Annotated in this window: 20 protein-coding genes; 2 read left to right on the plus strand and 18 right to left on the minus strand. The window is 71.6% G+C overall.

What is annotated here, in order from left to right:
• Positions 1-7: 7 nt before the first annotated feature.
• From ftsH to nsdA, 6 genes are all read right to left on the minus strand, one after another.
• A complete protein-coding gene (ftsH, locus tag ACZ60T_RS06285) occupies positions 8-1,933 on the minus strand; it encodes an ATP-dependent zinc metalloprotease FtsH (RefSeq protein ID WP_469664889.1) in 1,926 nt (641 codons plus the stop codon).
• Between the two features lie 123 nt (positions 1,934-2,056).
• Positions 2,057-3,607, minus strand: coding sequence for a signal recognition particle protein (ffh, locus tag ACZ60T_RS06290; RefSeq protein ID WP_365622839.1), 1,551 nt, complete (start codon positions 3,605-3,607; stop codon positions 2,057-2,059).
• 128 nt (positions 3,608-3,735) lie between these two features.
• On the minus strand, positions 3,736-6,219 hold the full coding sequence (locus ACZ60T_RS06295; RefSeq protein WP_469664891.1) for a [protein-PII] uridylyltransferase: 2,484 nt from the start codon (positions 6,217-6,219) through the stop codon (positions 3,736-3,738).
• 13 nt (positions 6,220-6,232) lie between these two features.
• Positions 6,233-6,571, minus strand: coding sequence for a P-II family nitrogen regulator (locus tag ACZ60T_RS06300; RefSeq protein ID WP_365622835.1), 339 nt, complete (start codon positions 6,569-6,571; stop codon positions 6,233-6,235).
• Positions 6,568-7,929 (minus strand): ammonium transporter, encoded by a 1,362-nt coding sequence (locus tag ACZ60T_RS06305; RefSeq protein WP_469664893.1) that lies wholly within the window; start codon positions 7,927-7,929, stop codon positions 6,568-6,570. The genes ACZ60T_RS06300 and ACZ60T_RS06305 overlap by 4 nt, the downstream gene beginning before the upstream one ends.
• 329 nt (positions 7,930-8,258) lie before the next feature.
• On the minus strand, positions 8,259-9,734 hold the full coding sequence (gene nsdA, locus ACZ60T_RS06310) for a transcriptional repressor NsdA (protein ID WP_365622831.1): 1,476 nt from the start codon (positions 9,732-9,734) through the stop codon (positions 8,259-8,261).
• Positions 9,735-10,182: 448 nt separating this feature from the next.
• Here nsdA and ACZ60T_RS06315 point away from each other — a divergent pair, with 448 nt between their 5' ends.
• A complete protein-coding gene (locus ACZ60T_RS06315; RefSeq protein ID WP_469664895.1) occupies positions 10,183-10,845 on the plus strand; it encodes a bifunctional DNA primase/polymerase in 663 nt (220 codons plus the stop codon).
• Between the two features lie 79 nt (positions 10,846-10,924).
• Here ACZ60T_RS06315 and ftsY read toward each other — a convergent pair whose 3' ends face one another.
• From ftsY to ACZ60T_RS06335, 4 genes are all read right to left on the minus strand, one after another.
• Positions 10,925-12,124 carry a signal recognition particle-docking protein FtsY gene (gene ftsY / locus ACZ60T_RS06320; protein WP_365622827.1) on the minus strand — a complete coding sequence of 400 codons (1,200 nt, stop codon included), beginning with the start codon at positions 12,122-12,124 and terminating at the stop codon, positions 10,925-10,927.
• A 135-nt stretch (positions 12,125-12,259) separates the two neighbouring features.
• Positions 12,260-15,808: a chromosome segregation protein SMC gene (gene smc, locus ACZ60T_RS06325; protein ID WP_469664897.1), complete on the minus strand. Its 3,549-nt coding sequence runs from the start codon at positions 15,806-15,808 to the stop codon at positions 12,260-12,262.
• Positions 15,809-16,028: 220 nt separating this feature from the next.
• Entirely contained in the window at positions 16,029-16,232 is a 204-nt protein-coding gene (locus ACZ60T_RS06330; protein WP_043444185.1) for a hypothetical protein, read from the minus strand.
• A gap of 368 nt (positions 16,233-16,600) precedes the next feature.
• Positions 16,601-16,882, minus strand: coding sequence for an acylphosphatase (locus tag ACZ60T_RS06335; RefSeq protein WP_365622823.1), 282 nt, complete (start codon positions 16,880-16,882; stop codon positions 16,601-16,603).
• A 232-nt stretch (positions 16,883-17,114) separates the two neighbouring features.
• Here ACZ60T_RS06335 and ACZ60T_RS06340 point away from each other — a divergent pair, with 232 nt between their 5' ends.
• The gene (locus ACZ60T_RS06340) at positions 17,115-17,906 is read left to right on the plus strand and encodes a CAP domain-containing protein (RefSeq protein ID WP_469664899.1); all 792 of its coding nucleotides are present in this window, start codon (positions 17,115-17,117) and stop codon (positions 17,904-17,906) included.
• A gap of 40 nt (positions 17,907-17,946) precedes the next feature.
• Here the strand turns inward: ACZ60T_RS06340 and mutM are convergent, their stop codons facing one another.
• From mutM to recG, 8 genes are all read right to left on the minus strand, one after another.
• A complete protein-coding gene (gene mutM / locus ACZ60T_RS06345) occupies positions 17,947-18,807 on the minus strand; it encodes a bifunctional DNA-formamidopyrimidine glycosylase/DNA-(apurinic or apyrimidinic site) lyase (RefSeq protein ID WP_469664901.1) in 861 nt (286 codons plus the stop codon).
• Positions 18,808-18,983: 176 nt separating this feature from the next.
• On the minus strand, positions 18,984-19,784 hold the full coding sequence (rnc, locus tag ACZ60T_RS06350) for a ribonuclease III (protein WP_365622817.1): 801 nt from the start codon (positions 19,782-19,784) through the stop codon (positions 18,984-18,986).
• A 19-nt stretch (positions 19,785-19,803) separates the two neighbouring features.
• Entirely contained in the window at positions 19,804-19,977 is a 174-nt protein-coding gene (rpmF, locus tag ACZ60T_RS06355) for a 50S ribosomal protein L32 (protein WP_003951102.1), read from the minus strand.
• Positions 19,978-19,979: 2 nt separating this feature from the next.
• Entirely contained in the window at positions 19,980-20,624 is a 645-nt protein-coding gene (locus ACZ60T_RS06360) for a YceD family protein (RefSeq protein ID WP_469664903.1), read from the minus strand.
• Between the two features lie 165 nt (positions 20,625-20,789).
• On the minus strand, positions 20,790-21,872 hold the full coding sequence (locus ACZ60T_RS06365) for an ATP synthase subunit B family protein (protein WP_469664905.1): 1,083 nt from the start codon (positions 21,870-21,872) through the stop codon (positions 20,790-20,792).
• Between the two features lie 122 nt (positions 21,873-21,994).
• A complete protein-coding gene (coaD, locus tag ACZ60T_RS06370) occupies positions 21,995-22,504 on the minus strand; it encodes a pantetheine-phosphate adenylyltransferase (RefSeq protein ID WP_365622811.1) in 510 nt (169 codons plus the stop codon).
• Complete coding sequence (rsmD, locus tag ACZ60T_RS06375; protein WP_365622809.1) at positions 22,501-23,088, minus strand: 16S rRNA (guanine(966)-N(2))-methyltransferase RsmD; 588 nt, start codon at positions 23,086-23,088, stop codon at positions 22,501-22,503. The genes coaD and rsmD overlap by 4 nt, the downstream gene beginning before the upstream one ends.
• Before the next feature lie 105 nt (positions 23,089-23,193).
• On the minus strand, positions 23,194-25,392 hold the full coding sequence (gene recG, locus ACZ60T_RS06380; RefSeq protein ID WP_469664907.1) for an ATP-dependent DNA helicase RecG: 2,199 nt from the start codon (positions 25,390-25,392) through the stop codon (positions 23,194-23,196).
• Positions 25,393-25,399: the final 7 nt, after the last annotated feature.

Raw genomic sequence — 25,399 nt, forward strand, 5'->3', positions numbered from 1 at the left:
CGTCTGTTCAGTCGTCCTTGCGTATGCGCAGCACCCCGGCGATCCGGTACGCCTCCGCCTCCTCCAGCGTCTCGTTGACCAGGAGCGCCTCCGCGAGGGCGTCCAACTGGTCTCTGTGTTCGCGGAGTTTGCGGCAGGCCTCCTCGTAGCAGTCGTCCACGATGCGGCGCATCTCGTCCTCGATCACGTCGAGGGTCTGCGGGGCCGCCGCCAGACCGTAGGTCTGCTGGGTGTCGTTCGGCAGGGCCGACAGCCGGCCCACGCGTTCGCTCATGCCCCAGCGGGCGACCATGCCGCGGGCGAGGTTGGTGACCTGTTCGAGGTCGCTCTCCGAGCCCGTGGTGATGACGTCGTAGACCACGTGTTCCGCGGCCATGCCGCCGAGGGCACCGATGATGCGACCGCGCAAGTACTCCTCCGTGTAGGCGTACCGGTCGGCCTCGGGGGTGGACAGGGTCACGCCGAGCGCCCGGCCGCGCGGCACGATCGTGACCTTGCGGACCGGGTCGGCGCCCGGTTGCAGCATGCCGAGCAGCGCGTGACCGCTCTCGTGGTACGCGGTGCGCCGACGCTCCTCCTCCGGCATCACCAGCGGACGCTCGGCGCCCAACTGCGCCTTCTCCAGCGCCTCGGACAGATCGGTCCGGGTCACGCGGTCCTGTCGGCGCCGGACCGCGAGCAGCGCCGCCTCGTTGGCGAGGTTGGCGAGATCCGCGCCGGTCATGCCCGGTGTCGTACGGGCCACCTGGGCCAGGTCCACGTCCGGGGCGAGCGGGATCTCCCGCGTGTGGATCCGCAGGATCGCCTCGCGGCCGTCGCGGTCGGGCGGCGCGACCTGGACGACCCGGTCGAAGCGGCCAGGCCGGGTCAGCGCGGGGTCCAGGATGTCGGCGCGGTTCGTCGCCGCGATGACGACCACGCCCTCCGCGCCGGAGAAGCCGTCCATCTCGGTGAGGATCTGGTTCAGGGTCTGCTCGCGCTCGTCGTGGCCGCCCATGGAGGCACCGCCGCCGCGGGCCCGCCCGATCGTGTCGATCTCGTCGATGAAGATGATCGACGGGGCCACCTTGCGGGCCTCGGCGAACAGCTCGCGCACGCGCGAGGCGCCCACACCGACGATCATCTCGATGAACTCGGAGGCGGAGGCGGAGAAGAACGGCACGCCCGCCTCGCCCGCGACCGCCCGCGCGAGCAGCGTCTTGCCCGTCCCCGGCGGGCCGCTGAGCAGCACACCGCGGGGCATCTTCGCGCCCATCCTGCGGTACGCGTCCGGATGCTTCAGGAAGTCGACGACGTCGTCCAGTTCGCCCTTGACCTCGTCGATCCCGGCCACGTCCTGGAAGGTGGTGCGCCGGGTGCCCGGCTGCAGTTCGACCGGCCTCGGCGGCGCCTTGCGGCCGAGCATGCCCCCGCCGTGCAGCCCGGAGCTCACCCGCCGCGCGATGAAGAGCCACAGTCCGACCAGGACCAGCATGGGCAGCAGCGAGAGCAGCAGGTTGGAGAGCAGACTGCGCTCCTCCACCACCGGCTTCGCCGTCACCGTGACGTGGTGTCTGCTCAGGTTCTGCCAGAGCTGGTCGTCGGCGAAGGACGGGCGCTGCGTCTGGAACTTGGTGTACGTCCCGCCGCCCGGCTTGGGCTGCGCCTTGCGGAGCTGCCCCTGGATCGCGTCACCCTTGGAGTAGATCTTGCTGACGTTGCCGTCGTTGACCTGACGGCTGAACTCCGTGTACGAGATCGTCGGCTCGTTGCCCTCGGTGAAGTGGGACAGAGCGAGGTTGGCGAGGAGGAAGACGAGCACGGCGGCGGCGATCAGGGCCCACCAGCTACGCCGCATCTTCCGGCCGCCGGGCCGCCGTGCCCCGTCGTCGGGGGTGCCCTCGGTGCGCCACGGCTGCTCGGGGTTCTGGCGCGACGGAGCGGGGTTGCTCATACGTGGACGGTACGGCACCCGGCAGGGCCCGGCACGCGCTGGGGGCGCCCTTGTGGACAAGGGCGCCCCCAGCGTCGTACGGGACGAAACGCTCGCGTGTGCCGAGCGTTCGCCCATGAGGCCTCAGCCCATGAACTTCTTGAACTCGTCCGGCAGCTCGAAGTCCTGACCGCCCTGCTGCGGCAGGTTGAAGGCGCCGGAGCCCTGGGCCGCCGCCTCGCGGCGCTGCGCCTCCTCCAGCTCCTGCTGCTTGCGCTTCATCGGGTTGCCGGAGCGCTGCTTGCCCTTGGCCTTCTTCGGCTGCTTCTTCGTCCGGCCGGGGCCGCCGCCCATGCCCGGGATACCCGGCATGCCCGGCATCCCGCCGCCCTGGGCCATGCGGGACATCATCTTGCGGGCCTCGAAGAACCGCTCGACCAGGTTCTTCACCGCGCTGACCTCGACACCGGAACCCTTGGCGACACGGGCGCGGCGCGAGCCGTTGATGATCGCCGGGTCCTGGCGCTCGGCCGGGGTCATCGACTTGATGATCGCGGCCATGCGGTCGACGTCCCGCTCGTCGAAGTTGTTGAGCTGCTCCTTCATCTGGCCCATGCCCGGGAGCATGCCGAGCAGCTTGCTGATGCTGCCCATCTTCCTGACCTGCTCCATCTGGGACAGGAAGTCATCGAGCGTGAAGTCCTGGCCCTTCTTGGACGCCAGCTTGGAGGCCATCTTCTCGGCCTCGGCCTGGCTGAAGGTCTTCTCCGCCTGCTCGATCAGGGTGAGCAGGTCACCCATGTCGAGGATGCGGGAGGCCATCCGGTCCGGGTGGAAGGCGTCGAAGTCGTCCAGCTTCTCGCCGTTCGACGCGAACATGATCGGCTTGCCGGTCATCGAGGCGATGGACAGCGCCGCACCACCGCGGGCGTCACCGTCGAGCTTGGAGAGCACCACGCCGTCGAAGCCGACACCGTCGCGGAAGGCCTCCGCGGTGTTGACGGCGTCCTGACCGATCATCGCGTCGACGACGAACAGGATCTCGTCGGGGCTGACCGCGTCCCGGATGTCCGCGGCCTGCTGCATCATCTCCTGGTCGATGCCGAGGCGGCCGGCGGTGTCCACGATCACGATGTCGTGGACCTTGGTCCGCGCGTGCTCGATGGAGTCCTTGGCGACCTTGACCGGGTCGCCCACGCCGTTGCCCGGCTCCGGCGCGTAGACGGCCACGCCCGCGCGGTCGGCGACGACGCTGAGCTGGTTGACCGCGTTCGGGCGCTGGAGGTCGGCGGCGACCAGCAGCGGCGAGTGGCCCTGCTCCTTGAGCCACTTGGCGAGCTTGCCCGCGAGGGTGGTCTTACCGGCACCCTGGAGACCGGCCAGCATGATCACGGTCGGCGGCTGCTTGGCGAAGCGCAGACGGCGGGTCTCGCCGCCGAGGATCGTGACCAGTTCCTCGTTGACGATCTTGAGGACCTGCTGGGCGGGGTTCAGCGCCTTGGAGACCTCGGCGCCGAGGGCGCGCTCCTTGACGCTCTTGATGAACGTACGGACGACAGGGAGGGCGACGTCGGCTTCGAGCAGCGCGATGCGGATCTCACGCGCCGTGGCGTCGATGTCCGCTTCGCTCAGCCGGCCTTTCCCGCGGAGGTTTTTGAAAGTCGCGCTGAGGCGGTCGGAGAGGGTGTCGAACACGGCGGCGTCGGTCCTCGGAGTCGGGGTCGGTTTGGGTTGCCTCCAAGGGTATCCGGCCGCGCAAGCGATTCGTCCCCGCCTGCTCGGTCCGGGCGGGCAGGGCCGCCGCGCGGGGCAGGAGGACGGTGTCACAGGGCCTGTTCCAGCGCCCACGTCAGCGACGCCGCCTCCCGCGCGGGCAGCGGCGCGCCCCCGTCCGTCGTCACGTAGAAGGCATCCACCGCGTTCGCGCCCAGCGTGCTGACATGCGCGCTGCGCACCCGTACGCCCGCCCGCTCCAGCGCCCGCCCGATGCGGAAGAGCAGCCCCGGTGCGTCCTGCGCGCGTACCTCGATCACGGTGGCGTGCCGGGAGGCCGCCGGGGCGACCGTCACACGCGGCGGGGGTGCCGCCCCGCCCCGGCGGCGCGGGCAGGCCGCGTCCCGTTCCGCGAGGCGCGCCGCGATGTCGAGGGAACCGTCCAGGGCGCGTACGAGGTCGGCGCGCAGCCGCGTGGCGTCCGGCAGGGAGCCGTACTCCGCCGCGATCCGCCAGGCGAGCAGCAGGACCGGGGTGTCGTGGAGGGCGTCCGGGAGGTCCAGGGTCCGTAGCTCCGCGGTGCGGACGGTGAGGCGGTGCAGGGCCAGGACGCCCGCCGTCGCGGGGAGGACGCCGGGCCGGTCCGGCAGGGCGACGGTCAGTTCGGCGCCGAGGGGTGCGCCGGACGGCTCCTCGGCCGGTGGCTCGGTCCGGGCCCGCAGGGCGACGACGGGGCCGCCCGTACGGAAGGCCTCGACGGCGAGCCGCTCCTGCTCGGCGGTGGGTACGGGGGCGCGGGGCGCGGCGGGTTCGTCGCCCGCGAGCAGCGCCGACACCCGCTCGACCAGGTCGCCCACCAGCGCACCCCGCCAGGCGGACCAGGCGGCGGGCCCGGTGGCCAGCGCGTCCGCCTCGGTCAGCGCGTGCAGCAGTTCCAGCGTGCTCTGCGCGCCGACCGTCCCGGCGACCGCGCGCACGGTGGCCGGGTCCGCCAGGTCGCGCCGGGTCGCCGTGTCGACGAGCAGCAGATGGTGGCGTACGAGGGTGGCGAGGACGGTGGTGTCGGCACGGTCGAAGCCGATGCGGCCGGCCATGTCCCGGGCGATGCGCTCGCCCGCGACGCCGTGGTCGCCGGGCTCGCCCTTGCCGATGTCGTGCAGGAGCGCGGCGACCAGGAGGAGGTCGGGGCGGTCGACCCGGCGGGTCATCCCGGCGGCGCGTACGGCCGTCTCGATCAGATGGCGGTCGACGGTCCAGCGGTGGACGGCGGTGCGCTGCGGGCGGCAGCGCACGCGTTCCCAGTCGGGCAGCAGGCGCGTGATCAGCCCCTCGGCGTCGAGCGCCTCCCAGACCTGGACGCTCGGGCGACCGGCGCCCAGCAGGCTCACGAGCCGATCGCGCGCCTCGGCGGGCCAGGGCGTGGGCAGGGGGCGTACGGACGCGGCCAGGCGCCGGGCCGCGTGCGGGGACAGCGGGAGACCGGCCTGGGCGGCAGCGGCGGCGGCGCGCAGCACCAGCACGGGGTCGCGTTCGGGGCGCGCGGTGCGGGAGAGCCCCACCTCGCCGTCCTGCTCCACCACCCCTTCCGCCAGCGGGGACCGCTCGGTGACCGGCGCGCCCGCCGTCGTCCTGCGGAACGCGCCCCGCGCCAGGGCGCGCAGCCGAGGCCGCGCCGCGCGCGATCGCAGCACGCGCCCCACTTCGCGCCAGGTCACGTCGCCCGCGTACGAGATCACGCGTGCCGCGTCGTAGACCTGGCGCAGCAGGGCGTCGGCGTCCGGCAGGCCGAGATCGGCGGCCACCTGGTCCTGCTCCTGAAGGGTCAGCCGGTCACCGGCGCGCCCGGTGGCCAGATGCAGCGCGTCGCGTACGTCCAGGAGCGTGCGCCGGGCATCCGCCAGTCCCGCGCGCGGGGCGTCGGCGAGCCAGGAGGCGGCGACCGCGCGCAGGGCCGTGACGTCGCGCAGACCGCCGCGGGCCTCCTTGAGGTCCGGCTCCAGCAGGTACCGCAGCTCGCCGTGGCGCTCGGCCCGCGCGGCGCACAGTTCCTGGAGTTCCGGCAGACGCGCGGGGGCCTGCTCGCGCCAGTCGGCGAGGACGACCGCCCGCAGGGCGGAGGTCAGCCCGGGATCACCGCCGAGGTGCCGGGCGTGCAGCAGGCCGAGCTGCGCCTTGAGGTCCTCCCCGGCGGTCTTACGGGCCTGCGCGGGCGTACGGACGGAGTGGTCGAGGGCGAGGCCGAGGTCCCAGACCGGGTACCAGAGGCGGTCGGCGAGGGCGGCGACCGCCGTGCTGTCGTGGCCGTCGTGGAGCAGGAGCAGGTCGAGGTCGCTGTGCGGGGACAGTTCGCCGCCGCCGTAGCCGCCGACCGCGACGAGGCTGACGCCGTGCACTCCCCCGGCGTCGGTGGTGCCCGCGGTGCCCGTGGCGCCCTCGGTGAACAGCTCGGCCAGCCACTGGTCCGTCAGTTCGGCGAGGGCCGCGCGGCGCGGCGGCCCCGGCCGCGCGCCCTGGGTGAGGAGCCGCGACCGGGCCGCCGCGTAGCCGCCGGTTCCCGGCGTGCCGTCCGCTGTACGCGCGTCCGTGCTCGTCACCCGGCGGCCCTCCTCACAGCGCGTCGGGGCCGCGCTCGCCGGTGCGGACCCGTACGGCCGTCTCGACCGGGAGGGACCAGACCTTGCCGTCTCCGATCTTGCCGGTGCGGGCCGCCTTCACGATGACGTCGATGAGCTGTTCCGCGTCGTCGTCCTCGGTCAGCACCTCGATACGGATCTTGGGTACGAGGTCGACCGTGTACTCGGCGCCGCGGTAGACCTCGGTGTGGCCCCGCTGTCGCCCGTAGCCGCTCGCCTCGGTGACCGTCAGACCGTGCACCCCGAAGGACTGGAGTGCCTCCTTGATCTCGTCGAGCCGGTGCGGCTTCACGACCGCGGTGATGAGCTTCATGCGTCCACCTTCTTGTGCTGCCGCGCCGTGTTCTCGTGCTGCCGCGCCGGGGCGGGGGCCGACGCGGTGGTCGTGACGACGCCGCCGCCCGTGCCGCTGAAGTCGTACGCGGTCTCGGCGTGTTCCGCCCGGTCGATGCCGGAGATCTCCTCGTCCTCGGCGACCCGCAGACCGACCGTCCTGTCGAGGAGGAGGGCGAGGAGGGCGGAGACGACGAAAGAGTAGGCGAGGACCCCGAGGACACCGGCGCACTGCTTCCAGAACTGGTCGAGGCCGCCGCCGTAGAAGAGGCCCCGGACGTCGGACTGGCCGGTGCCGCTGGCGAACAGGCCGACGAGCAGGGATCCGACGACTCCGCCGACCATATGGACGCCGACGACGTCGAGGGAGTCGTCGTAACCGAGGCGGTACTTCAGGCCGACCGCCATGGCGCACAGCACCCCGGCGATGGCGCCGACGGCGAGCGCGCCGAGCGGGGAGACCGCGCCGCCCGACGGGGTGATGGCGACCAGTCCGGCGACGGCGCCCGAGGCGGCGCCGAGCGTGGTGAACGCGCCGTGGCGGATCTTCTCGTAGGCGAGCCAGGCCAGCATGGCGGCGGCGGCGGCGACCTGTGTGTTGACGAACATCAGCGGGCCCACGCCGTCGTCGTTGCCGAGCCAGGATCCGGCGTTGAAGCCGAACCAGCCGAACCACAGCAGCCCGGCGCCGAGCATGACCAGCGGCAGGCTGTGCGGACGCATCGGGTCCCGCCGGAAGCCGACGCGCTTGCCGATGACGAGGATCACGCCGAGGGCCGCGGCGCCCGCGTTGATATGGACCGCCGTGCCACCGGCGAAGTCGATCACGCCCAGGTCGTAGGCCCAGCCGCCGGTGCCCCAGACCCAGTGGGCGACCGGGAAGTACACGATCGTGGCCCACAGCACGATGAAGAGCGACCAGGCGCCGAACTTCACACGGTCCGCCAGGGCGCCGCTGATCAGGGCCGGTGTGATGATCGCGAACATCAACTGGAAGACGGCGAAGACGAGGACCGGGACGGTGTAGCCGGGCCACAGGTCCGTCTTGCCGATGCCCTGGAAGCCGACGAAGTCCGTGCTCCAGCCGATGAGTGAGCCCTTGTCGCCGCCGAAGGCCAGGGAGAAGCCGTACAGCACCCACAGCAGCGTGACGATCCCGAGGCTGATGAAGCTCATCATCAGCATGTTCAGGGTGCTCTTGACCCGGACCATGCCTCCGTAGAAGAAGGCCAGGCCCGGGGTCATGAGCATCACCAGAGCGGAGCAGATGAGCAGGAAGCCCGTGTTGGCGGACGACAGCTTGGCGGTGTCCGCCGCGAGCGTGACGGCTGGTGCCATCGGCGTCTCCTCGTCGATGGGGGGTCCGGCCGTGCTGCGGGCCGGTAATGTGCCACGAGAGTGACGCGGCCCGGTTTCGGTGGACGCCCCTCGGTGTTTCGCCGGGGTGACGAAGACGCCGGACGTGTTACGCGGGGGTGAATTGCCGGGTGTATCCGCTGTATCCGCCGGACTGATGGGTCCGCTGTATCCGCCGGACAGACGGGACCGCCAGATGGTCCGGCCGCGGCGGCCATCCGATGACCTGGCGTGGGGGAGCCGAGTCGGACAGTTCGGGATGGCAGCCGCGGCCGGGGTTCAGGGGGCCGGGATTCCGGGGCCCGCGCGGGTCAGACCGCCTCGGCGGTCTCGGGGAGATGCGTGGCGAGATGGTCGGTCAGTTCGGCGACCTCGGCGAGATCACCGAAATCGCGCACCGCCGTGTCGACGGTCTTCCGAATCCGGGTGTTCACCCGTTCGGACCGCACCTTCTTGGCGATCTCCATGGCCTTCTTGGCGGGCCCCACGCTCTGTTCCGGCTCGCGTTGCAGCAGATGCACGGTGGACAGGCCGATGAGGTTGAGCGCGTACGACCGCTGGTGCACCCCGTCCTTCGCGAAGAGGTCGACGGCCCTGCGCATCAGGGGCTCGGCGAGCGAGGCGTAGGTGGGGCTGCGGCCCGCGACATAGGCGAGGTCGCGGAAGGAGTGGGAGTTCTCCGCGTACAGCTCGGCCTCGGAGTAGAAGCGGATCCAGTCGGGCTCGGGCTCGTCGAACTCGACGGCGTCGGCGAAGGTGTCCTCGGCCATGCGTACGGCGCGCTTGCACCGGCTGGGCTGGCCCATGTTCGCGTACGCGCGTGCCTCCAGCGAGTACAGCATCGACTGGGTGCGCGGGCTCGCGCAGTCCCGGCTGCCGTACTGGGCGAGATGGATGAGTTCCAGGGCGTCGTCGGGGCGGCCGAGGTGGATCATCTGGCGGCTCATGCTGGAGAGGATGTACGAGCCGAGGGGCTTGTCGCCCGCCTCCTTGGCGGCGTGGAGGGCGAGGACGAAGTACTTCTGCGCGGTGGGCTGCAGTCCGACGTCGTAGCTCATCCACCCGGCCAGCGCGGCCAGTTCGGCGGCGACCTTGAACAGACGCCTGGTGGTGTCCTCGGGCTGGGGCTCCTGGAGCAGGTCGGTCACCTCATGGAGCTGGCCGACGACCGCCTTGCGGCGCAGACCGCCGCCGCACTGCGCGTCCCACTGCCGGAACATCACGATGGTGGTCTCCAGGAGATCCATCTCGGGCTTGGAGAGCCGGCCGGGGCGGCGCGAGGCGGACGAGGGCTCGGCCTCCTTGCGCGGCGCGGTGGGTCCGGGCACGAGCCAGCGCTGCATGGGCTCGATGAGGGACGGGCCCGCGGACAGGGCCAGTGAGGCCCCGAGGAAGCCGCGGCGCGCCAGCATCAGATCGCTGCGGGAGTACTCACTGAGCAGCGCGACCGTCTGGGGGCCCGTCCAGGGAAGGTCGACCCCGGACACGGAGGGTGACTGATGGGCCGTGCGCAGGCCGAGGTCCTCGATGGCGACCACACAGCCGAAGCGCTCCGAGAACAGCTCCGAGAGGATCCTCGGGATCGGCTCGCGCGGGCTCTCGCCGTCCAGCCAGCGACGCACCCGCGAGGTGTCCGTGGAGATATGACTGGCGCCTAACTGCCGCGCCCTGCGGTTCACTTGGCGCGCCAACTCGCCCTTGGACCAGCCGCTGCGCACGAACCACGAGCCAAGCAGCTCATTGGGGCGCTTGTCAGCGTTCGTCCCGCTTCCGCCATTGCCGCTCACTGGAACGCCCCCATCCCTGAAACCGCTTGTGCGCCGTGTGCGCCAAGCCCTACCAGCATGCCGGTGAGTACGGCCCCGATCCGGCCCTTCTCACCCGTCGAACGGGACCCCGACATGCCTCCGGCATACCCACGAATGCACGCGTCCCCAGGACTCGTGCACTCACCGTAATCCTAAGATCACGCGCTGAGCCATGGGGATTCCAGAAACGCCACCATTCGCCACCCCTTCGAATGAACCCACAGTGACCTCAGCACGATTCACTTGACACACGACAACCGGAGTGGATGGGGCGGTGCATTCAGCAGCGCGCGTCACCGCACGCACCACCCGGAATCGCCACAGGCGCCCGCGCGAACAGCGCGGCGGCCTTCACGGGACGGAACCACAGGGCCACGTCGCGCTTTCCGTTACGTAACCCGCGCGCGGCGGGCCCGTTGGAGGGGGCATGGGTTTCACCATCGGCGGCACACGGGGGATCCGCGAGATCCGGCAGGGTACGCGGCGCCGGGGCCGCGCGGCGGAGGGCATCGCCGTGGCCGAGTACAGCGGCCTGTGGGGCTGGGACGTGGTCCCCGGCGCGAGGGCGTACGCGGGCGCGTGCTCATGCGGCGCGACGAACTGCGCGGCGCCCGGAGCGCATCCGCTGGACTCCACGCCCGTCGTGCACGCGGGCGCCACGCTCGAGGAGGCGACCGGGGCCTGGGCCAAGGTCCCGGGTGCGGCGGTGATGCTGCCGGTCGGCCGCGCGTTCGACGTGATCGAGGTCGCCGAGGAGGCCGGGCGGCACGCCCTGGTCCGGCTGGAGCGCCTGGGGCTGCCCCTCGGTCCGGTGACGGTCACCCCGCAGGGACGCGCGCAGTTCTTCGTCGCCCCGGGCTCCGCCGCCGAGCTGCCGGACCTGCTGTACCGGATGGCGTGGGACGACACCCGCCTCGATCTGCACGCCCTCGGGCCGGGCAGCTATCTCACGGCCCCGCCGTCCGACCGCGCGGGCCGGGGCCCGGTCCGCTGGCTGCGCGCCCCCGCCCCCGACTCGGCGGCGAGACCTCCGGCGGCACGCCTGCTGATCGGCACGCTGGCGTACGTCGCCCACCGCTCACGCGCGTAACCGCGCCCCACAAGCGAAGGGCCCCTGCACCGTGCGGTGCGGGGCCCTTCGTCGCGTACGCCGTACGCCAGGGGTGTGATCAGTCGCCGATAAGCGCATCCACGAACGCTTCCGGTTCGAAGGGGGCCAGGTCGTCGGCGCCCTCGCCGAGGCCGACCAGCTTCACCGGCACGCCCAGCTCGCGCTGGACCGCGATCACGATGCCGCCCTTGGCCGTGCCGTCGAGCTTGGTGAGGACGATGCCGGTGATGTCGACGACCTCGGCGAAGACACGGGCCTGGATGAGGCCGTTCTGCCCGGTCGTGGCGTCGAGGACGAGCAGCACCTCGTCCAGCGGGGCGTGCTTCTCGACGACGCGCTTGACCTTGCCCAGCTCGTCCATGAGCCCGGTCTTGGTGTGCAGACGGCCCGCCGTGTCGATGAGTACGACGTCGGCGCCGATCTCCTTGCCCTCCTTGACCGCGTCGAACGCGACGGAGGCGGGGTCGCCGGCCTCGGGCCCGCGCACGGTGTACGCGCCGACCCGCTCGCCCCAGGTCTGGAGCTGATCGGCGGCGGCGGCGCGGAAGGTGTCGGCGGCGCCCAGGACGACGCTGCGGCCGTCGGCCACGAGCACGCGCGCGAGCTTGCCGGTGGTGGTGGTCTTGCCGGTGCCGTTGACGCCGACGACCATCACGATGCCCGGCTTGCTGGTCTCGGGCTCGGTGTGGACGGTGCGGTCCATGTCGGTGCCGATGAGCTGGAGCAGTTCGTCGCGCAGCAGGGCGCGCAGCTCGTCGGGGGTGCGGGTGCCGAGCACCTTGACGCGCTCGCGCAGCCGCTCGACCAGTTCCTGGGTGGGCCGCACACCGACGTCGGCGGTGAGCAGCGTGTCCTCGATCTCCTCCCAGGTGTCCTCGTCGAGGTGCTCCCGCGACAGGAGCGTGAGCAGCCCCTTGCCGAGAGCGTTCTGCGAGCGGGAGAGGCGGGCGCGCAGCCGGACGAGGCGACCGGCCGTGGGCTCGGGGATCTCGATCGGCGGCGCTTCGACGCCGGGCGGCTCCTCGACGACCACGGTGGAGCCGTCGGGGAGGTCCACCTCCTCGATCGTCCGGCGTTCCTCGTCGCGCGGGGTCTCGGCCTCGTCGCCGACATGCGGTTCGGCCGGAGGGGCGGTGATGTCGGGCGGTGCGGGCGGGGCCGGAGGCAACTGCCGCCTGCGGCGGGTGCCGACGATGAGCCCGCTGACCGCGCCGATCACCACCACGGCGATGACTACAGCAAGGATGACAATTTCCATAACGCCTCAAGTATGGCGTGAGGCGCCGCTCGGCCGTTCGTTGTACGCGCGGCTCCGTCCGTCGCGCGTGGCCCGCTCGGCGCATCGTCGTACTGGTGGGTCGGCCCGCTCGGCGGATCGTCGTACGTCGTCCGCTCAGCGAAGTCGCTGGCTGATGACCTTCGACACGCCGTCGCCCTGCATGGAGACGCCGTAGAGCGCGTCGGCGACCTCCATCGTGCGCTTCTGGTGCGTGATCACGATGAGCTGCGAGGCCTCCTGGAGTTCCTGCATGATCCGGATCAGCCGCTGGAGGTTGGTGTCGTCCAGCGCCGCCTCGACCTCGTCCATGACGTAGAACGGGCTGGGGCGCGCCTTGAAGATCGACACGAGCAGGGCGACGGCGGTCAGCGACCGCTCCCCGCCGGAGAGCAGGGAGAGCCGCTTGACCTTCTTGCCCGGCGGACGTGCCTCGACGTCCACGCCCGTGGTGAGCATGTCGTCGGGGTCGGTCAGCACGAGCCGTCCCTCGCCGCCGGGGAACAGCCGGCCGAAGACGCCCTCGAACTCGCGCGCCGTGTCCCGGTAGGCCTCGGTGAAGACCTGCTCGACGCGCTCGTCGACCTCCTTGACCACCTGGAGCAGGTCGGTGCGCGTCTTCTTCAGGTCCTCGAGCTGCTCGCTGAGGAACTTGTGGCGTTCCTCCAGCGCCGCGAACTCCTCCAGGGCGAGCGGGTTGACCTTGCCGAGCTTCTGGTGGGCCCGCTCGGCCGCCGCGAGCCGCTTCTCCTGCTCGGCGCGGTCGAAGGGCCGGGGCTGGTTGCGCGGGTGCGCGGGGTCCTCGGGCAGCTCCTCGCCCTCGGCGGGCGGCGAGGGCGGCACCGGCTGGTCCGGGCCGTACTCGGCGACCAGTCCCGCCGGTTCGACCCCCAGCTCCTCCAGCGCCTTGGCCTCCAGTTGCTCGATGCGCAGCCGCTTCTCGGCGCCGAGCACCTCGCCGCGGTGGACCGAGTCCGTGAGCTTGTCCAGCTCGGCCTTGACCTCGCGGCCCTCGGCGCGGGCGGCGGCGAGTTCCTGTTCGCGCAGCGCCTTGGCGGCCTCGGCCGCACTGCGCTCCTCGTCCGCGCGGCGCAGGGACACCTCGACATGGGCGAGGAGCTGCCGGGCGCCGGAGGCGACCGCGGCGGCGACGGCGGCCTCGTGCCGCAGCCGGGCCCGCCGCTGCTCGGCACGCGCGCGTGCGTCGCGTTCGGCGCGGGCGGCCCGGTCCAGCGCGTCCGCGCGTCCGGCCAGCCCCTTGACCCGTTCCTCATGGGTACGGACCTGGAGCCGGGCCTCCATCTCGGTCTGGCGCGCGTTCGCCCCGTCGGCGGCGAGCCGGTCGCGGCCGGAGGTGTCGGGCTCCTCCTCGACCGGCATCTCCTCGGCGACGGCGAGTCGCTCGGCCAGCTCCTCGACGTCCGCGAGCGCCTGGTCCAGGGCCTCCTGGGCGCGGGCCGCGGCGGCGGTGGAGCGCTCGGCCTCCCCGGCGGCGCCGCGCGCCTGCCCCGCGAGCCGCCCGAGCTGCTGGGCGACCGCGGACTTCTCGCGCTCGGCCGCCCGCCGCCGCTCCCCCAGCTCCTCGACGCGCGCGCCGCACTCCGTACGACGCTCCCCCGCGAGCCGCTGGGCGTCCGCCAGTTCCTCGCAGCGCACGGCGAGCTGCCGCAGCTCGGCGGCGGCCTCGTCGACGGAGGCCTGTACTTCGAGCAGGCTCGGCGCCCCGGCGGACCCGCCGTGCGCGAAGTGCGCCCCGAGGAGATCGCCCTCGGCGGTGACGGCGGTCAACTCGGGTCGCGCGGCCACGAGTTCCTCGGCGTCCTCGAGGGTGGCGACCACGACGACGCCGCGCAGCAGCCGCCGGACGGCGGGCATCAGCTCCTCGGGACCGCGGACGAGGTCGGACGCGTACGGATGCGCCATGTCCGCCATGGGGTCCGCGTCCGGCGACCCCGCCAGCAGCAGGGCCGCGCGCCCCGCGTCCTGTTTGCGCAGCAACCGGATCGCGTCGGCCGCCGCGGACGGGCCGGTCACGGCGACGGCGTCCGCGGCGGCGCCGAAGGCCGCTGCCAGCGCGACCTCGTGGCCGGGGGCCAACGAGAGCAGTTCGGCCGCCGGGCCGAGGAGTCCGGAGAGCGCGTCCGTCGCGCCCAGCAGCACGCCCGTGCCGTCCTTGCGGCGCAGCCCCAGCGCGAGGGTCTCGTGCCGGGCGGCGACCGCCGCGCGTCGGCGCTCGGCCGTGGTGGCCGCCTCGCGGGCCGCCGACAGGGCCGCCTCGGCCTCGGCCAGGGCCCGCTTCGCCGCCTCATGCTGTTCGGTGAGGTCCGCGTCGCCCGCGTCCAGCCCGTCGACCTCGGCCTTGAGCGCCTCGTACTCCTCCTGCGCGGCGACGGCGCGTTCCCGCGCCTCGTCCCGGGCGGCGGCAAGCCGGTCGATCTCGGCCTGGGCCGCGGCGGCGCGGGAGCGGGCGGCGCCCACCTGCCCGGTCAGCCGGGCCAGGCCCTCGCGGCGGTCGGCGATGGCGCGGGCCGCGTCCTTCAACCGCCGCTCCTCGTGGGCCAGTTCGCGCTCCAGCTCCGCCCGGTGCGCGACGGTGTCCTCCAACGCGCGCTCGGCCGCTTCCAGCGCGGCCTTCAGTTCGGCCTCCTGCTCGCGGACGCGGGCGGCCTCGCGCTCCAGGTCCTCCGGGTCGCGTCCGCGTCGTTCCTCCGGGGGCGCGGAGGTGGCGCTCTGCACGCGCGCGTCGGCCAGCGAGACCGTGCCGCGCACCCGCTCGGCGAGCCGCGACAGCTCGTACCAGGTCTGCTGGGCCCGCTGGAGACGCGGCGTCAGGTGCCGTACCTCGTCCTCCAGGAGCGTCTCGCGCCGCAGCGCCTTCCTCAGCTCGTTCTCTGCGGCCTCCTTGCGCTCCTTGAGCGCGGCCTCGTCCGCGATCTCGGCCCGCAGCGCCTCCCTCAGCCGGACCAGGTCGTCGGCGAGCAGGCGCAGCCGGGCGTCGCGGAGGTCGGCCTGAATGACCGCCGCCCGGCGCGCGACCGCCGCCTGCCGTCCCAGCGGCTTGAGCTGGCGGCGCAGTTCGTCGGTCAGGTCCTGGACGCGGGCGAGGTTGGCCCGCATGGCGTCGAGCTTGCGCAGCGCCTTCTCTTTGCGCTTGCGGTGTTTCAGTACGCCCGCGGCCTCTTCGATGAAGGCGCGGCGGCCCATGGGGTCGGCGTGCAGGACGGAGTCGAGCTGCCCCTGGCCGACGATCACATGCATCTCGCGGCCGATGCCGGAGTCGGAGAGGAGTTCCTGGAAGTCGAGGAGGCGGCAGGTGTCGCCGTTGATCTGGTACTCGCTGCCGCCGTTGCGGAACATGATCCGCGTGAGGGTGACCTCGGCGTACTCGATGGGCAGCGCGCCGTCGCTGTTGTCGATGGTCAGGGACACCTCGGCGCGGCCGAGCGGCGGGCGCCCGGTGGTGCCGGCGAAGATGACGTCCTCCATCTTGCCGCCGCGCAGCGACTTGGCCCCCTGCTCGCCCATGACCCAGCTCAGCGCGTCCACGACATTGGACTTGCCCGAGCCGTTCGGCCCCACGACGCAGGTGATCCCAGGCTCGAACCGGAGGGTGGTCGCGGAGGCGAACGACTTGAAGCCGCGGAGGGTCAGGGCCTTGAGGTGCACGCCGCTGGACTCTACCGGCCGCCGCTGTCTCACACTGCGAACCCCGGCTGCCCCGCGGTTTCACCCGTGAACGCGCAGGGCACACCCTTCGGTGACGGGGAGGGGGCGCGGGGGGAAAGGAAAAGGGACGCCGGGGCGTCCCTTGCAACTCTGACAACTGAGCGGTCGATACGGGCAACCCGACCACTGCGTGTGCTGTTGTCGTGGAGCGATGCAGTGATCAGGTGAGCGCAGGCTCCGCCTGGTGTGCGTCGATGCTCTCCATGATCCTGTCGTGAGAAGCGGCAGCCGTCAGCGCGTCGTTCTCCGCCTGGATCCGTACGAGTTCGGATTCGAGTTCCTGGACGCGCTGCTGCAGCCGTCGCATCTCGGCGAGGAGTCGCGGGTCGGAGCCGCCGACGTAACCGAGAAGCGCCTTTGCCATGATGGATGGTCCTCCACACTGAGTGACCGACCGAAGCGGTGTGGGTCGTGAGGGATTCGCACCCGCGGTGCTTGGCACTCTTGGGGTTCTTGCCGTTCTCACATGCCAAACAGCTAAGGTGCGCGGGGCTTTCAGCGTCTCACCAAAAAGTTTGACGGTCAACACGATCACACGCTGTACCGACGTACGGCCCGGGGGTGCGCGGCCTGTGACGGGCGGCGCTCCGACTCCTGCGGGCCCTTGCGGGCGTGGAGATCAATCGTTCCTGCGGAGCCTCCCACGACCCGTCGTCCTTGGCAACCACCAGGGCGTTTTCCCTCCCGGCGGGCACCGCTCCGGGCACCGCGGCGCGATCTCGCGGCCCCGGCTCAGCGGACCGCGAACCCGTCGTAGCCACCGCGAGGCGTGTCCCAAATCTCAGTGACGCCGTCCACCCGCCCGGGTGTGTCGTCGCCCTGGAGCCACTCCAGCAGCCCCTCGCACCCCTTCCGGGGACCCTCGGCGACCACCTGGACACGCCCGTCGTCCAAGTTGAGAGCGAAACCACACAGGCCGCCGATCTCCAGCGCCTTGGCCCGTGTGAACCAGCGAAATCCCACGCCTTGAACACGTCCGCGTACCCACGCGACGAGCCGTGCATCGTCGTTCATGGGTGCACGCTAACCGGCCGTTGCGACTGCGAGCACATCACCCCCTGTCGTCATGCGGTACCGTCCCGACCCGTACATCTCATAGGGGGAATCACTCGATCGAGTGATTGGCGCTGACCGCGAGACCAGGCAGGAAGGCCAGCAGATGGGAAGTCACCGACGTTCCGCCGGTGCAATGGAGGACGAGCCGCGCACGGATCGCTCGCACCGTAGAAGGAAGGTCCCCGTATCGATGCGCACGGGCCTGCTGGGTGTCTCAGCGGCCGTCGCACTCGGAACGGTGGCCGTCGCCACGGGGGTGCTGCCCGGCGGCGGGCATGTCACGGTGAGCGGCGATTCCGGCAGTGACGCACAGGCCGAGGGCGAGACCGGCCCGAGCGCACAGGGCGGCACGAGCGACACCGCGAGCGAGCGAGCGTCCACGACCGCCAGCCGCCACTCCGACCGTAAGGACACACCGACCGCGACCCCGTCGGCCTCGGCATCGGCGTCGGCTCCGGCCTCCGCCTCGGCCGCGCCGAAGAAGCCGACGCACAAGCCCTCGCCCACCCCGTCCCGGGTGGCCTCGAAGGCACCGGCCACCACCGTGGCCGCGCGGCCCGCCGCGACGAAGCCGACGAGCGTCCCGCGCCAGCGGACAGCGGCCTCCTCCTCGGTCGAGGCCCAGGTGATCGCGCTGGTCAATCAGGAGCGGGCCAAGGTGGGCTGCAGTCCGGTGACCGCGAACAGCGCCCTGAGCGGGCTCGCGCAGGCGTTCAGCGAGGACATGGCCGCGCGGAACTTCTTCGACCACACCGACCCCAGCGGCAACGACCCCTGGGACCGTGCGAAGGCCCGCGGCATCACCGGCCTCGGCGGCGAGAACATAGCCCGCGGCCAGGCGAACGCCCAGGCCGTGATGGACGCGTGGATGCACAGCCCCGGCCACCGGGCGAACATCCTCAACTGCGACTTCAAGACGCTGGGCGTCGGCGTGCACCACGGCAGCGGTGGCCCCTGGTGGACACAGGACTTCGGTTACTGACGTACACGCACTGACGGACGGCGGCGGGCGCCGCGGGCACTTACGACGTGACCCGTGGCGCCCGCTGGCACTTCGGGCAGAAGTAGCTGGACCGGTTCATCCACGAGCGGCGGCGCACCGGCGTGCCACAGCGGCGGCAGGGCAGTCCCTCGCGGCCGTACGCGTCCAGCGACCGGTCGAAGTAGCCCGATTCGCCGTTCACGTTGACGTAGAGGCTGTCGAAGCTGGTGCCGCCGACGGCGAGCGCGGCCTGCATCACCTCCCGTACGTGGCCGAGGAGTTCGGCCGTACGCGGGCGGGTGAACTGCGCGGTCGGGCGCTCGTAGTGGACGCGGGCGCGCCACAGGGCCTCGTCCGCGTAGATGTTGCCGACGCCGCTGATCAACGACTGGTCGAGCAGGGCCCGTTTGACGGTCGTGCGCTTGCGGCGCAGTGCCTGGTGGAAGGCGTCGTCGTCGAAGGACGGGTCGAGCGGGTCGCGGGCGATGTGCGCGATGGCGTCGGGCAGTCCTTCGGGGTCGGTGTCGTGCAGCGAGAGACCGCCGAAGGTGCGCTGGTCGACGAAGCGGAGTTCGGTGCCCTGGGCGTCGTCGAAGCGGACGCGGACGCGCAGATGCTTCTCGTCGGGGGCGTCGTGCGGCTGGACGAGGAGTTGGCCGCTCATGCCGAGGTGGGCCAGGATCGCCGTACCGGTGGTGTCGACCGGGATCCAGAGGTACTTGCCGCGTCGGCTCGGGGTGCCGAGGCGTTCGGCCTTCAGCCGGTGCGCGAAGTCGTCGGCGCCCGCGGTGTGCCGGCGGACGGCGCGCGGGTGGAGCACCTCGACATCGGCGACGGTGCGGTGGGTGACCCAGCGTTCCAGGCCGCGTCGTACGACCTCGACCTCGGGCAACTCGGGCACGGAATCCTCCGGAAGGGTGAACGGGGCCGACGAGCGCAGAGTACCTCTCCGACGGCGGCCCCGGTCCGCTCATCTCATGCGCCCCATGCGCCCCATGCACCCCATGAGCCTCATGCGCCTCATACGACGGACCCCGCACCGGCGTGATCGCCGGGGCGGGGTCCGAAGTGAAGGATTCAGGCCGTGGCCGGGTCGCTCGTCGAGGTCGAGGACTCCGCCTCGGCCTGCTTCGCGCGCTCGTCCGCGGCGGCGTGGATGGAGCGCCAGGCCGACTCCGCGGCCTGCTGCTCCGCCTCCTTCTTGCTGCGGCCGGTACCGGTGCCGTACGAGACGCCTCCGACGCGGGCGGCAGCAGTAAAGGTCTTCTCGTGGTCCGGTCCGGTCTCCGTGACCAGGTACTCGGGCACGCCGAGTCCTTCGGTCGCGGTCAGCTCCTGGAGACTGGTCTTCCAGTCCAGGCCGGCCCCGAGATTCGAGGACTTCTCGATCAACGGGTCGAAGAGACGGTGCACCAACTCGCCCGCCGCGTCGAGACCTTGATCGAGGTAGACAGCACCGATCACCGCTTCAAGGGTGTCGGCGAGGATGGAGGCCTTGTCCCGGCCGCCCGTGCCCTCTTCGCCCCGGCCGAGCCGGATGAAGGAGCCGAGGTCGAGCCCACGGCTCACCCCGGCCAGCGCACGCGAGTTGACCACCGCGGCCCGCAACTTGGCCAGTTGGCCTTCGGGCAGGTCGGGGTGGGTGCGATACAGCGTGTCCGTGACGACGAGGCCGAGCACGGAGTCCCCGAGGAACTCCAGCCGCTCGTTCGTCGGCAGACCGCCGTTCTCGTATGCGTAAGAGCGATGGGTCAGCGCACGCACCAGAAGGGCGGACTCGACCTTGTAGCCGAGCCGCCCTTCCAGAAGCGTGTGGGACGAGGCCGTGTTGTCCGCCGCACCCCCGTTGCGACGGGGACTGCTTTTGGCGTCAGACATCAGACCTGTCACCAGCCGCTCAGACCTCGAGGACCTGACGCTTGTTGTAGGTGCCGCACGAGGGGCACGCAATGTGCTGCTGCTTGGGCTCGTGGCAGCGCTCGCACGCAACCAGGGTGGGGACCGCAGCCTTCCACTGCGACCGGCGGTGGCGCGTGTTGCTGCGCGACATCTTCCGCTTCGGAACAGCCACGGCTACTTCTCCTGCTTCTCGTCGACGCCCGCTTCGGCGCCGCTCTTCTCGTCCTTCTCGCCGGGTTCGAGTGAACCTGCGAGTCCCTGCAGTGCCGCCCAACGGATGTCGACGGCGTCATGGTGGTGGTCCGGGTCGTCTGCGAGTCGTACCCCGCACTCGGGGCACAGACCCGGGCAGTCCTCCCGGCACACCGGCTGCATCGGCAGTGCGAGCACCACCGCATCGCGCAGCAGAGGTTCGAGGTCGAACAGGCCGTCCTCGAGGAAGAATCTGTCCTCGTCGTCCTCGTCGTCGTCGCCGGGTTCCGTCACAGGACGGCCCCGGTCGTCGGCGTCAGGGTACGAGAACATCTCCTGGAAGTCCGCGTCGAGCTCCAGCTCCAGCGGCTCCAGACACCTTACGCACTCCCCCTCGGCCGATGCACGGGCGGTACCCGTGACGAGTACCCCCTCCATGACCGACTCGAGTCGGAGTTCGAGCTCCACCGGGGCGCCCTCGGGCACCCCGACGACTCCTTGGACACCGAAGTCCTTCGGGGCGTCGACCGTGCGGTTCAGGCGCTGTAGCGCACCAGGACGCCGACCCAGCTCGTGCGTGTCGAACACGAAGGGGTTGCGGTGGTCGAGGTGGGCGTTCAGGGCCATTCCTGCTTTCGGTCTTCGAAGCTCGGGGAGAGACGCCGTCCCGTGGTGTTCCGGGCAGCGCTGATCGCTATGGGTACGTGCGACCGAAGAGCCAGGATACTGGACCTTTCGCTCTCGGCCCAATCCGGTCCGTCCAGGGGCCGGGACCTCGCGCGTCCGGAACGCTCAGTGACCGCCGCGTCCCTGTTCGTACTCCCGCAACTGCTCGGCACTGATCATGCTGGTGTCGAAGAGGCTGGTCTCGTCCAGGACGTTGTCCTTGCCGTACCCCTGCTGGGTCTGGCCGGTCTGGCCCTGCCCCTGGACCTGTCCCTGGCCGTACGAGGTCTGCTGGTCGTACGGCTGCGTCTGCGGATAGGCGGCGTAGGGATCGGCCTGCTGGTAGCCGTACGCGTCCTGCTGGGCGTACGACTGCTGGTACCCGTAGGGGTCGCTCTGCTGGTAGCCGTACGGGTCCTGGGCCTGCGCGTAGGCTGGCTCGGCGGGCCTGCTCGGCTGGGCCGGGGCGGTCTGGGGCTGGGCCGGGGTGTCGGAGAGGGCCGCGAGGTCGGCGAGGTAGTCGGCGTCGCTGGAGTGCTGGACGGTCGTCAGGTCGTCGGCGAGGGCGCCGAGGTCGTCGGTGGCGATACGGCCATGGAGCTTCTGGCGGCCCTTGCCGACGGCCTCCAGGGTCTTGGCGAGCACGGCCTCGAAGGCGCCGAGCTTGGCGTCCACATACGTGTCGGCGTCACGGCGCAGGGTCTCGGGGTCATGGCTGCGCTCGGGGGCGTCCGCGTCCTCCTGGCCCTGCTCGTCGAGGCCGGGACCGGTGCCGAGGAGCTTCTCGCGGCCACGGCCGACCGAGCCGAGCGTCTTGGTGAGGACGACCTCGAAGTTGGCGAGCTTGGAGTCGACGTACTCGTCCGCCTCCGCGCGGACCTCCTCGGCCTCCTGGCGGGCCTCGGTCAGGATGCGGTCGGCCTCGCCCTGGGAGCGGCGGGCGACCTCCGTGTCGGAGATCAGGGAGCCGCGCTCGGCGTGGGCGCCCTCGATGATCCGCTCGGCCTCCTGGCGGGCCCGCTCGACCATCTGCTCACGGTCGCCGATCAACTCCCGGGCCTGGGCCAGGGAGTCGGGCAGCGCCGCGCGCACCTCCTCGAGCTTCGAGAGCAGTTCGGCGCGGTTGATCACGCACGAGGCCGACATGGGCATGGCTCGGGCGCTGGAAACCATCGCGACGATCTCGTCGAGCTTCTTCTGCACGTCCACCGTGTGCTCGCCACTCTCTACAGCCGGGTTGGAGACGGTCGGGTCGACTGTACGACCACTCCCGCCCCGCCCGACACCGGGTGACGGTCCGTCAGCTCCGAGGGGGCCGGGCGCGGGCCCCATCAGCCTTTCGCGAAGCGCCTGTTGAGGGCGTCCAGGACCACCGGCGGCACCAGGTGGGAAACATCGCCGCCCCAGGCCGCGACCTCCTTCACCAGTGAGGAGGACAGGAAGCTGTAGGTGGGGTTGGTGGGGACGAAGAGGGTCTCCACCCCGGAGAGGCCGTTGTTCATCTGCGCCATCTGCAACTCGTAGTCGAAGTCGCTGACGGCGCGCAGGCCCTTGACGATGGCGGGGACGTCACGCTGCTTGCAGTAGTCGACCAGCAGGCCGTGGTAGGCCTCCACCTCGACGTTCCCGAACTCGGCGGTGACCTGGCGGATCAGGTCGATCCGCTCGTCGACCTCGAACAGGCCCTTCTTGGACTTGTTGATCATCACCGCGACGAACACCTCGTCGTACAGCTTCGAAGCGCGGGCGATGATGTCGAGATGTCCGTTGGTGATCGGGTCGTACGACCCGGGACAGACGGCGCGGCGCACTTGAGATCCCTCGCTCTCCGGTCCGGTCATCGTGCGTCTTCGCACGTAGAGGCGGCGCGACCGTACCAAAACGTCCCCTCACCGTAGCGACGGGCCCGGAGGGCTTCGAAGCCGTCGGGCCACTGGAACTCCCCGCCTCTGGTGCTGCGCTCCACGGTGACGAGGGCTTCGGCCGCAAGCCAGCCCCCGGTGCGGAGTGTGAGCAGAATCTCGCGGAGATCGCCGTCGGAGACCGCGTACGGCGGGTCCAGGAAGACGATGTCGTACGGCTGCGCCGGGGCCGGCGTCTGGACGATCTGCTCCGCTCTGCCCGCTCTGACCTCGGCGCCGGGCAGGCCGATCGCCTTGACGTTCTCGCGGACCGTACGGGCGGCGCGGGCGTCGGCCTCGACCAGGAGGGTGTGCCCCGCGCCGCGGGACAGCGCCTCCAGGCCGACGGCGCCCGAGCCCGCGTACAGGTCGAGGACCCGCTCACCGTCGAGCGGGCCGCCGAGGAGGGACTGCCAGGTGGAGAAGAGGCCCTCGCGCGCGCGGTCGGAGGTGGGACGGGTGCCGTTCCCGGGCGGGACGGCCAGACGGCGTCCGCCGGCCCGGCCGGCGATCACGCGGGTCATCTCTTCGGTCCTTGTCGGTGTGCGGGTGCGGTGACGCCTCCAGTCTCTCAGCCGAACGCACCGGGGAGCGCACCTGCCCTCGTGACGGTCCGCGGGGGCCGCCGCTCACCCCTTGTCCAGGTACTGCTCCCGTTCCTCGTCCAGAAGGGCTTCGAGGGCCGTGCGCAGGCCGGGGAGACGGTCCAGGTCCGGGTCGGCGGCGACCACCGCGGTGGCCTCCTCCCGGGCCTCGGCGATGATCTCCTCGTCCTCGATGACCGCGAGCATGCGCAGCGAGGAGCGGGCGCCGGACTGGGCCTGGCCGAGGACGTCGCCCTCACGGCGCTGCTCCAGGTCGATCCGGGACAGCTCGAAGCCGTCGAGCGTGGACGCCACGGCGCCCAGGCGCTGGCGGGCCGCGCTCGCCTCGGGCATCTCCGTGACCAGGAGGCAGAGTCCGGGCGCCGAGCCACGGCCGACCCGGCCGCGCAACTGGTGGAGTTGCGAGACCCCGAAGCGGTCGGCGTCCATGATCACCATCGCCGTGGCGTTGGGGACGTTGACGCCGACCTCGATGACCGTCGTCGCGACCAGGACGTCCGTCTCACCGGCGGCGAAGCGGCGCATCACCGCGTCCTTGTCGTCCGGCTGCATCCGCCCGTGCAGTACCTCGACCCCGAGCCCTAGCAGGGGGCCCTTGGCGAGCCGGTCGGCCACGTCGAGCACGGCGAGCGGCGGACGCTTCTCGGCCTCGTCCTCGGGGGACTTCTTCTTCGCCCCCTCCTCCTCGTCCCCGATGCGCGGACAGACGACGTACGCCTGGTGGCCGTTCGCCACTTCCTCGCGCACCCGCTCCCAGGCGCGGGTCAGGAAGTGCGGCTTGTCCGCGGCGGGCACCACATGGCTGGCGATCGGCGACCGCCCGGCCGGGAGCTGGTCGAGGACGGAGGTCTCCAGGTCGCCGAAGACGGTCATGGCGACCGTGCGCGGAATGGGGGTGGCCGTCATGACGAGCAGATGGGGCGGCTGCTTGCCCTTGCCGCGCAGCGCGTCCCGCTGCTCCACCCCGAAGCGGTGCTGCTCGTCCACCACGACCAGCCCGAGGTCATGGAACTGGACCTTGTCCTCGATCAGCGCGTGTGTGCCGATGACGATGCCCGCCTCCGCGGTGACGAGGTCGAGCAGCGCCTGCCGTCGCGCCGCCGCGCCCATGGAGCCGGTGAGCAGCACGACCTTGGTGCCGTGCTCGGCACCGCCGAGCATCCCTCCTTCGGCCAGCTCGCCCATCATCTCCACGATCGACCGGTGGTGCTGCTGGGCGAGCACCTCGGTGGGGGCGAGCATGGCGGCCTGCCCGCCCGCGTCCACCACCGCGAGCATGGCCCGCAGGGCGACCATCGTCTTGCCGGAACCGACCTCGCCCTGCAACAGCCGATGCATCGGATGCTCGGTGGCCAGGTCGTCGAAGATCTCCCGGGAGACCTTCCGCTGGCCCTCGGTGAGGGTGAAGGGGAGGCGGGCGTCGAAGGCCGTCAACAGGCCGTCGGGGCGGGGGACTCGGGGCACCGCCGGGAGTCCGGCGTCGGCATGGCGGCGGCGGGCGAGGGCGACCTGGAGGACGAACGCCTCGTCCCACTTGAGCCGGGAGCGGGCTTCGGTGATGTCCGCCTTGGTGTGCGGGCGGTGGATCTTCAGGAGGGCTTCGGGCAGGGAGAGCAGGCCCCTGCCCTCACGGAGGGAGTCCGGCAGCGGGTCGATCGCCTCCTGGGCGCTCGGCAGCACGGTCTGCACCGCCTTGGCGATCTTCCAGGACTCCAGCTTGGCCGTGGCCGGGTAGAGCGGGATCAGGGCGCCCGCCCAACTGTCCACCGTCTCCGTCACATCGTCGCCGCGCAGCAACTCATAGGCGGGGTGGGCGAGTTGGAGTCTGCGGTTGAAGACGGAGACCTTGCCCGCGAAGAGCGCGCGGGTGCCCGGCAGCAGCTCCTTGTGCGGCTTGTGCACGCCGTTGCCGAAGAAGACGAGCTGGAGACGGCCGCTGCCGTCGGTGATGGTGACCTCCAGCCGCTGGCCCTTGCCGCGCGGGGCCTTGGCGGAGGCGAAGGTGTGCAGGCGGGCGTCGGCGACCTGGGCCACCACCGTGACGTGCTCGTCCATGGGCAGATCGGCGAGGTGCGTGAGCTGCCCGCGCTCCTCGTATCTGCGGGGGTAGTGGTGGAGCAGGTCCCCGACGGTGTGCAGGCCGAGGTGCTCGGCCATCACCTTCGCGGTGGCGGGGCCGAGCACCTTCTTCAGTGGTTCTTCCAGTGCGGGCACGAGATCCATTGCACAC

The organism is Streptomyces sp. NPDC104371 (assembly GCF_055583785.1).

Coding starts and splice junctions, on each gene's coding strand:
- coaD (WP_365622811.1), bottom strand. CDS start 22,504: ATGACCGGACCGGAGAGCGAGGGATCTCAAGTGCGCCGCGCCGTCTGT.
- ACZ60T_RS06340 (WP_469664899.1), top strand. CDS start 17,115: ATGCGCACGGGCCTGCTGGGTGTCTCAGCGGCCGTCGCACTCGGAACG.
- ACZ60T_RS06335 (WP_365622823.1), bottom strand. CDS start 16,882: ATGAACGACGATGCACGGCTCGTCGCGTGGGTACGCGGACGTGTTCAA.
- ACZ60T_RS06305 (WP_469664893.1), bottom strand. CDS start 7,929: ATGGCACCAGCCGTCACGCTCGCGGCGGACACCGCCAAGCTGTCGTCC.
- ftsH (WP_469664889.1), bottom strand. CDS start 1,933: ATGAGCAACCCCGCTCCGTCGCGCCAGAACCCCGAGCAGCCGTGGCGC.
- ACZ60T_RS06300 (WP_365622835.1), bottom strand. CDS start 6,571: ATGAAGCTCATCACCGCGGTCGTGAAGCCGCACCGGCTCGACGAGATC.
- rsmD (WP_365622809.1), bottom strand. CDS start 23,088: ATGACCCGCGTGATCGCCGGCCGGGCCGGCGGACGCCGTCTGGCCGTC.
- rnc (WP_365622817.1), bottom strand. CDS start 19,784: ATGTCTGACGCCAAAAGCAGTCCCCGTCGCAACGGGGGTGCGGCGGAC.
- ACZ60T_RS06330 (WP_043444185.1), bottom strand. CDS start 16,232: ATGGCAAAGGCGCTTCTCGGTTACGTCGGCGGCTCCGACCCGCGACTC.
- recG (WP_469664907.1), bottom strand. CDS start 25,392: ATGGATCTCGTGCCCGCACTGGAAGAACCACTGAAGAAGGTGCTCGGC.
- ftsY (WP_365622827.1), bottom strand. CDS start 12,124: ATGGAAATTGTCATCCTTGCTGTAGTCATCGCCGTGGTGGTGATCGGC.
- ACZ60T_RS06315 (WP_469664895.1), top strand. CDS start 10,183: ATGGGTTTCACCATCGGCGGCACACGGGGGATCCGCGAGATCCGGCAG.
- ACZ60T_RS06360 (WP_469664903.1), bottom strand. CDS start 20,624: ATGGCCCTGAACGCCCACCTCGACCACCGCAACCCCTTCGTGTTCGAC.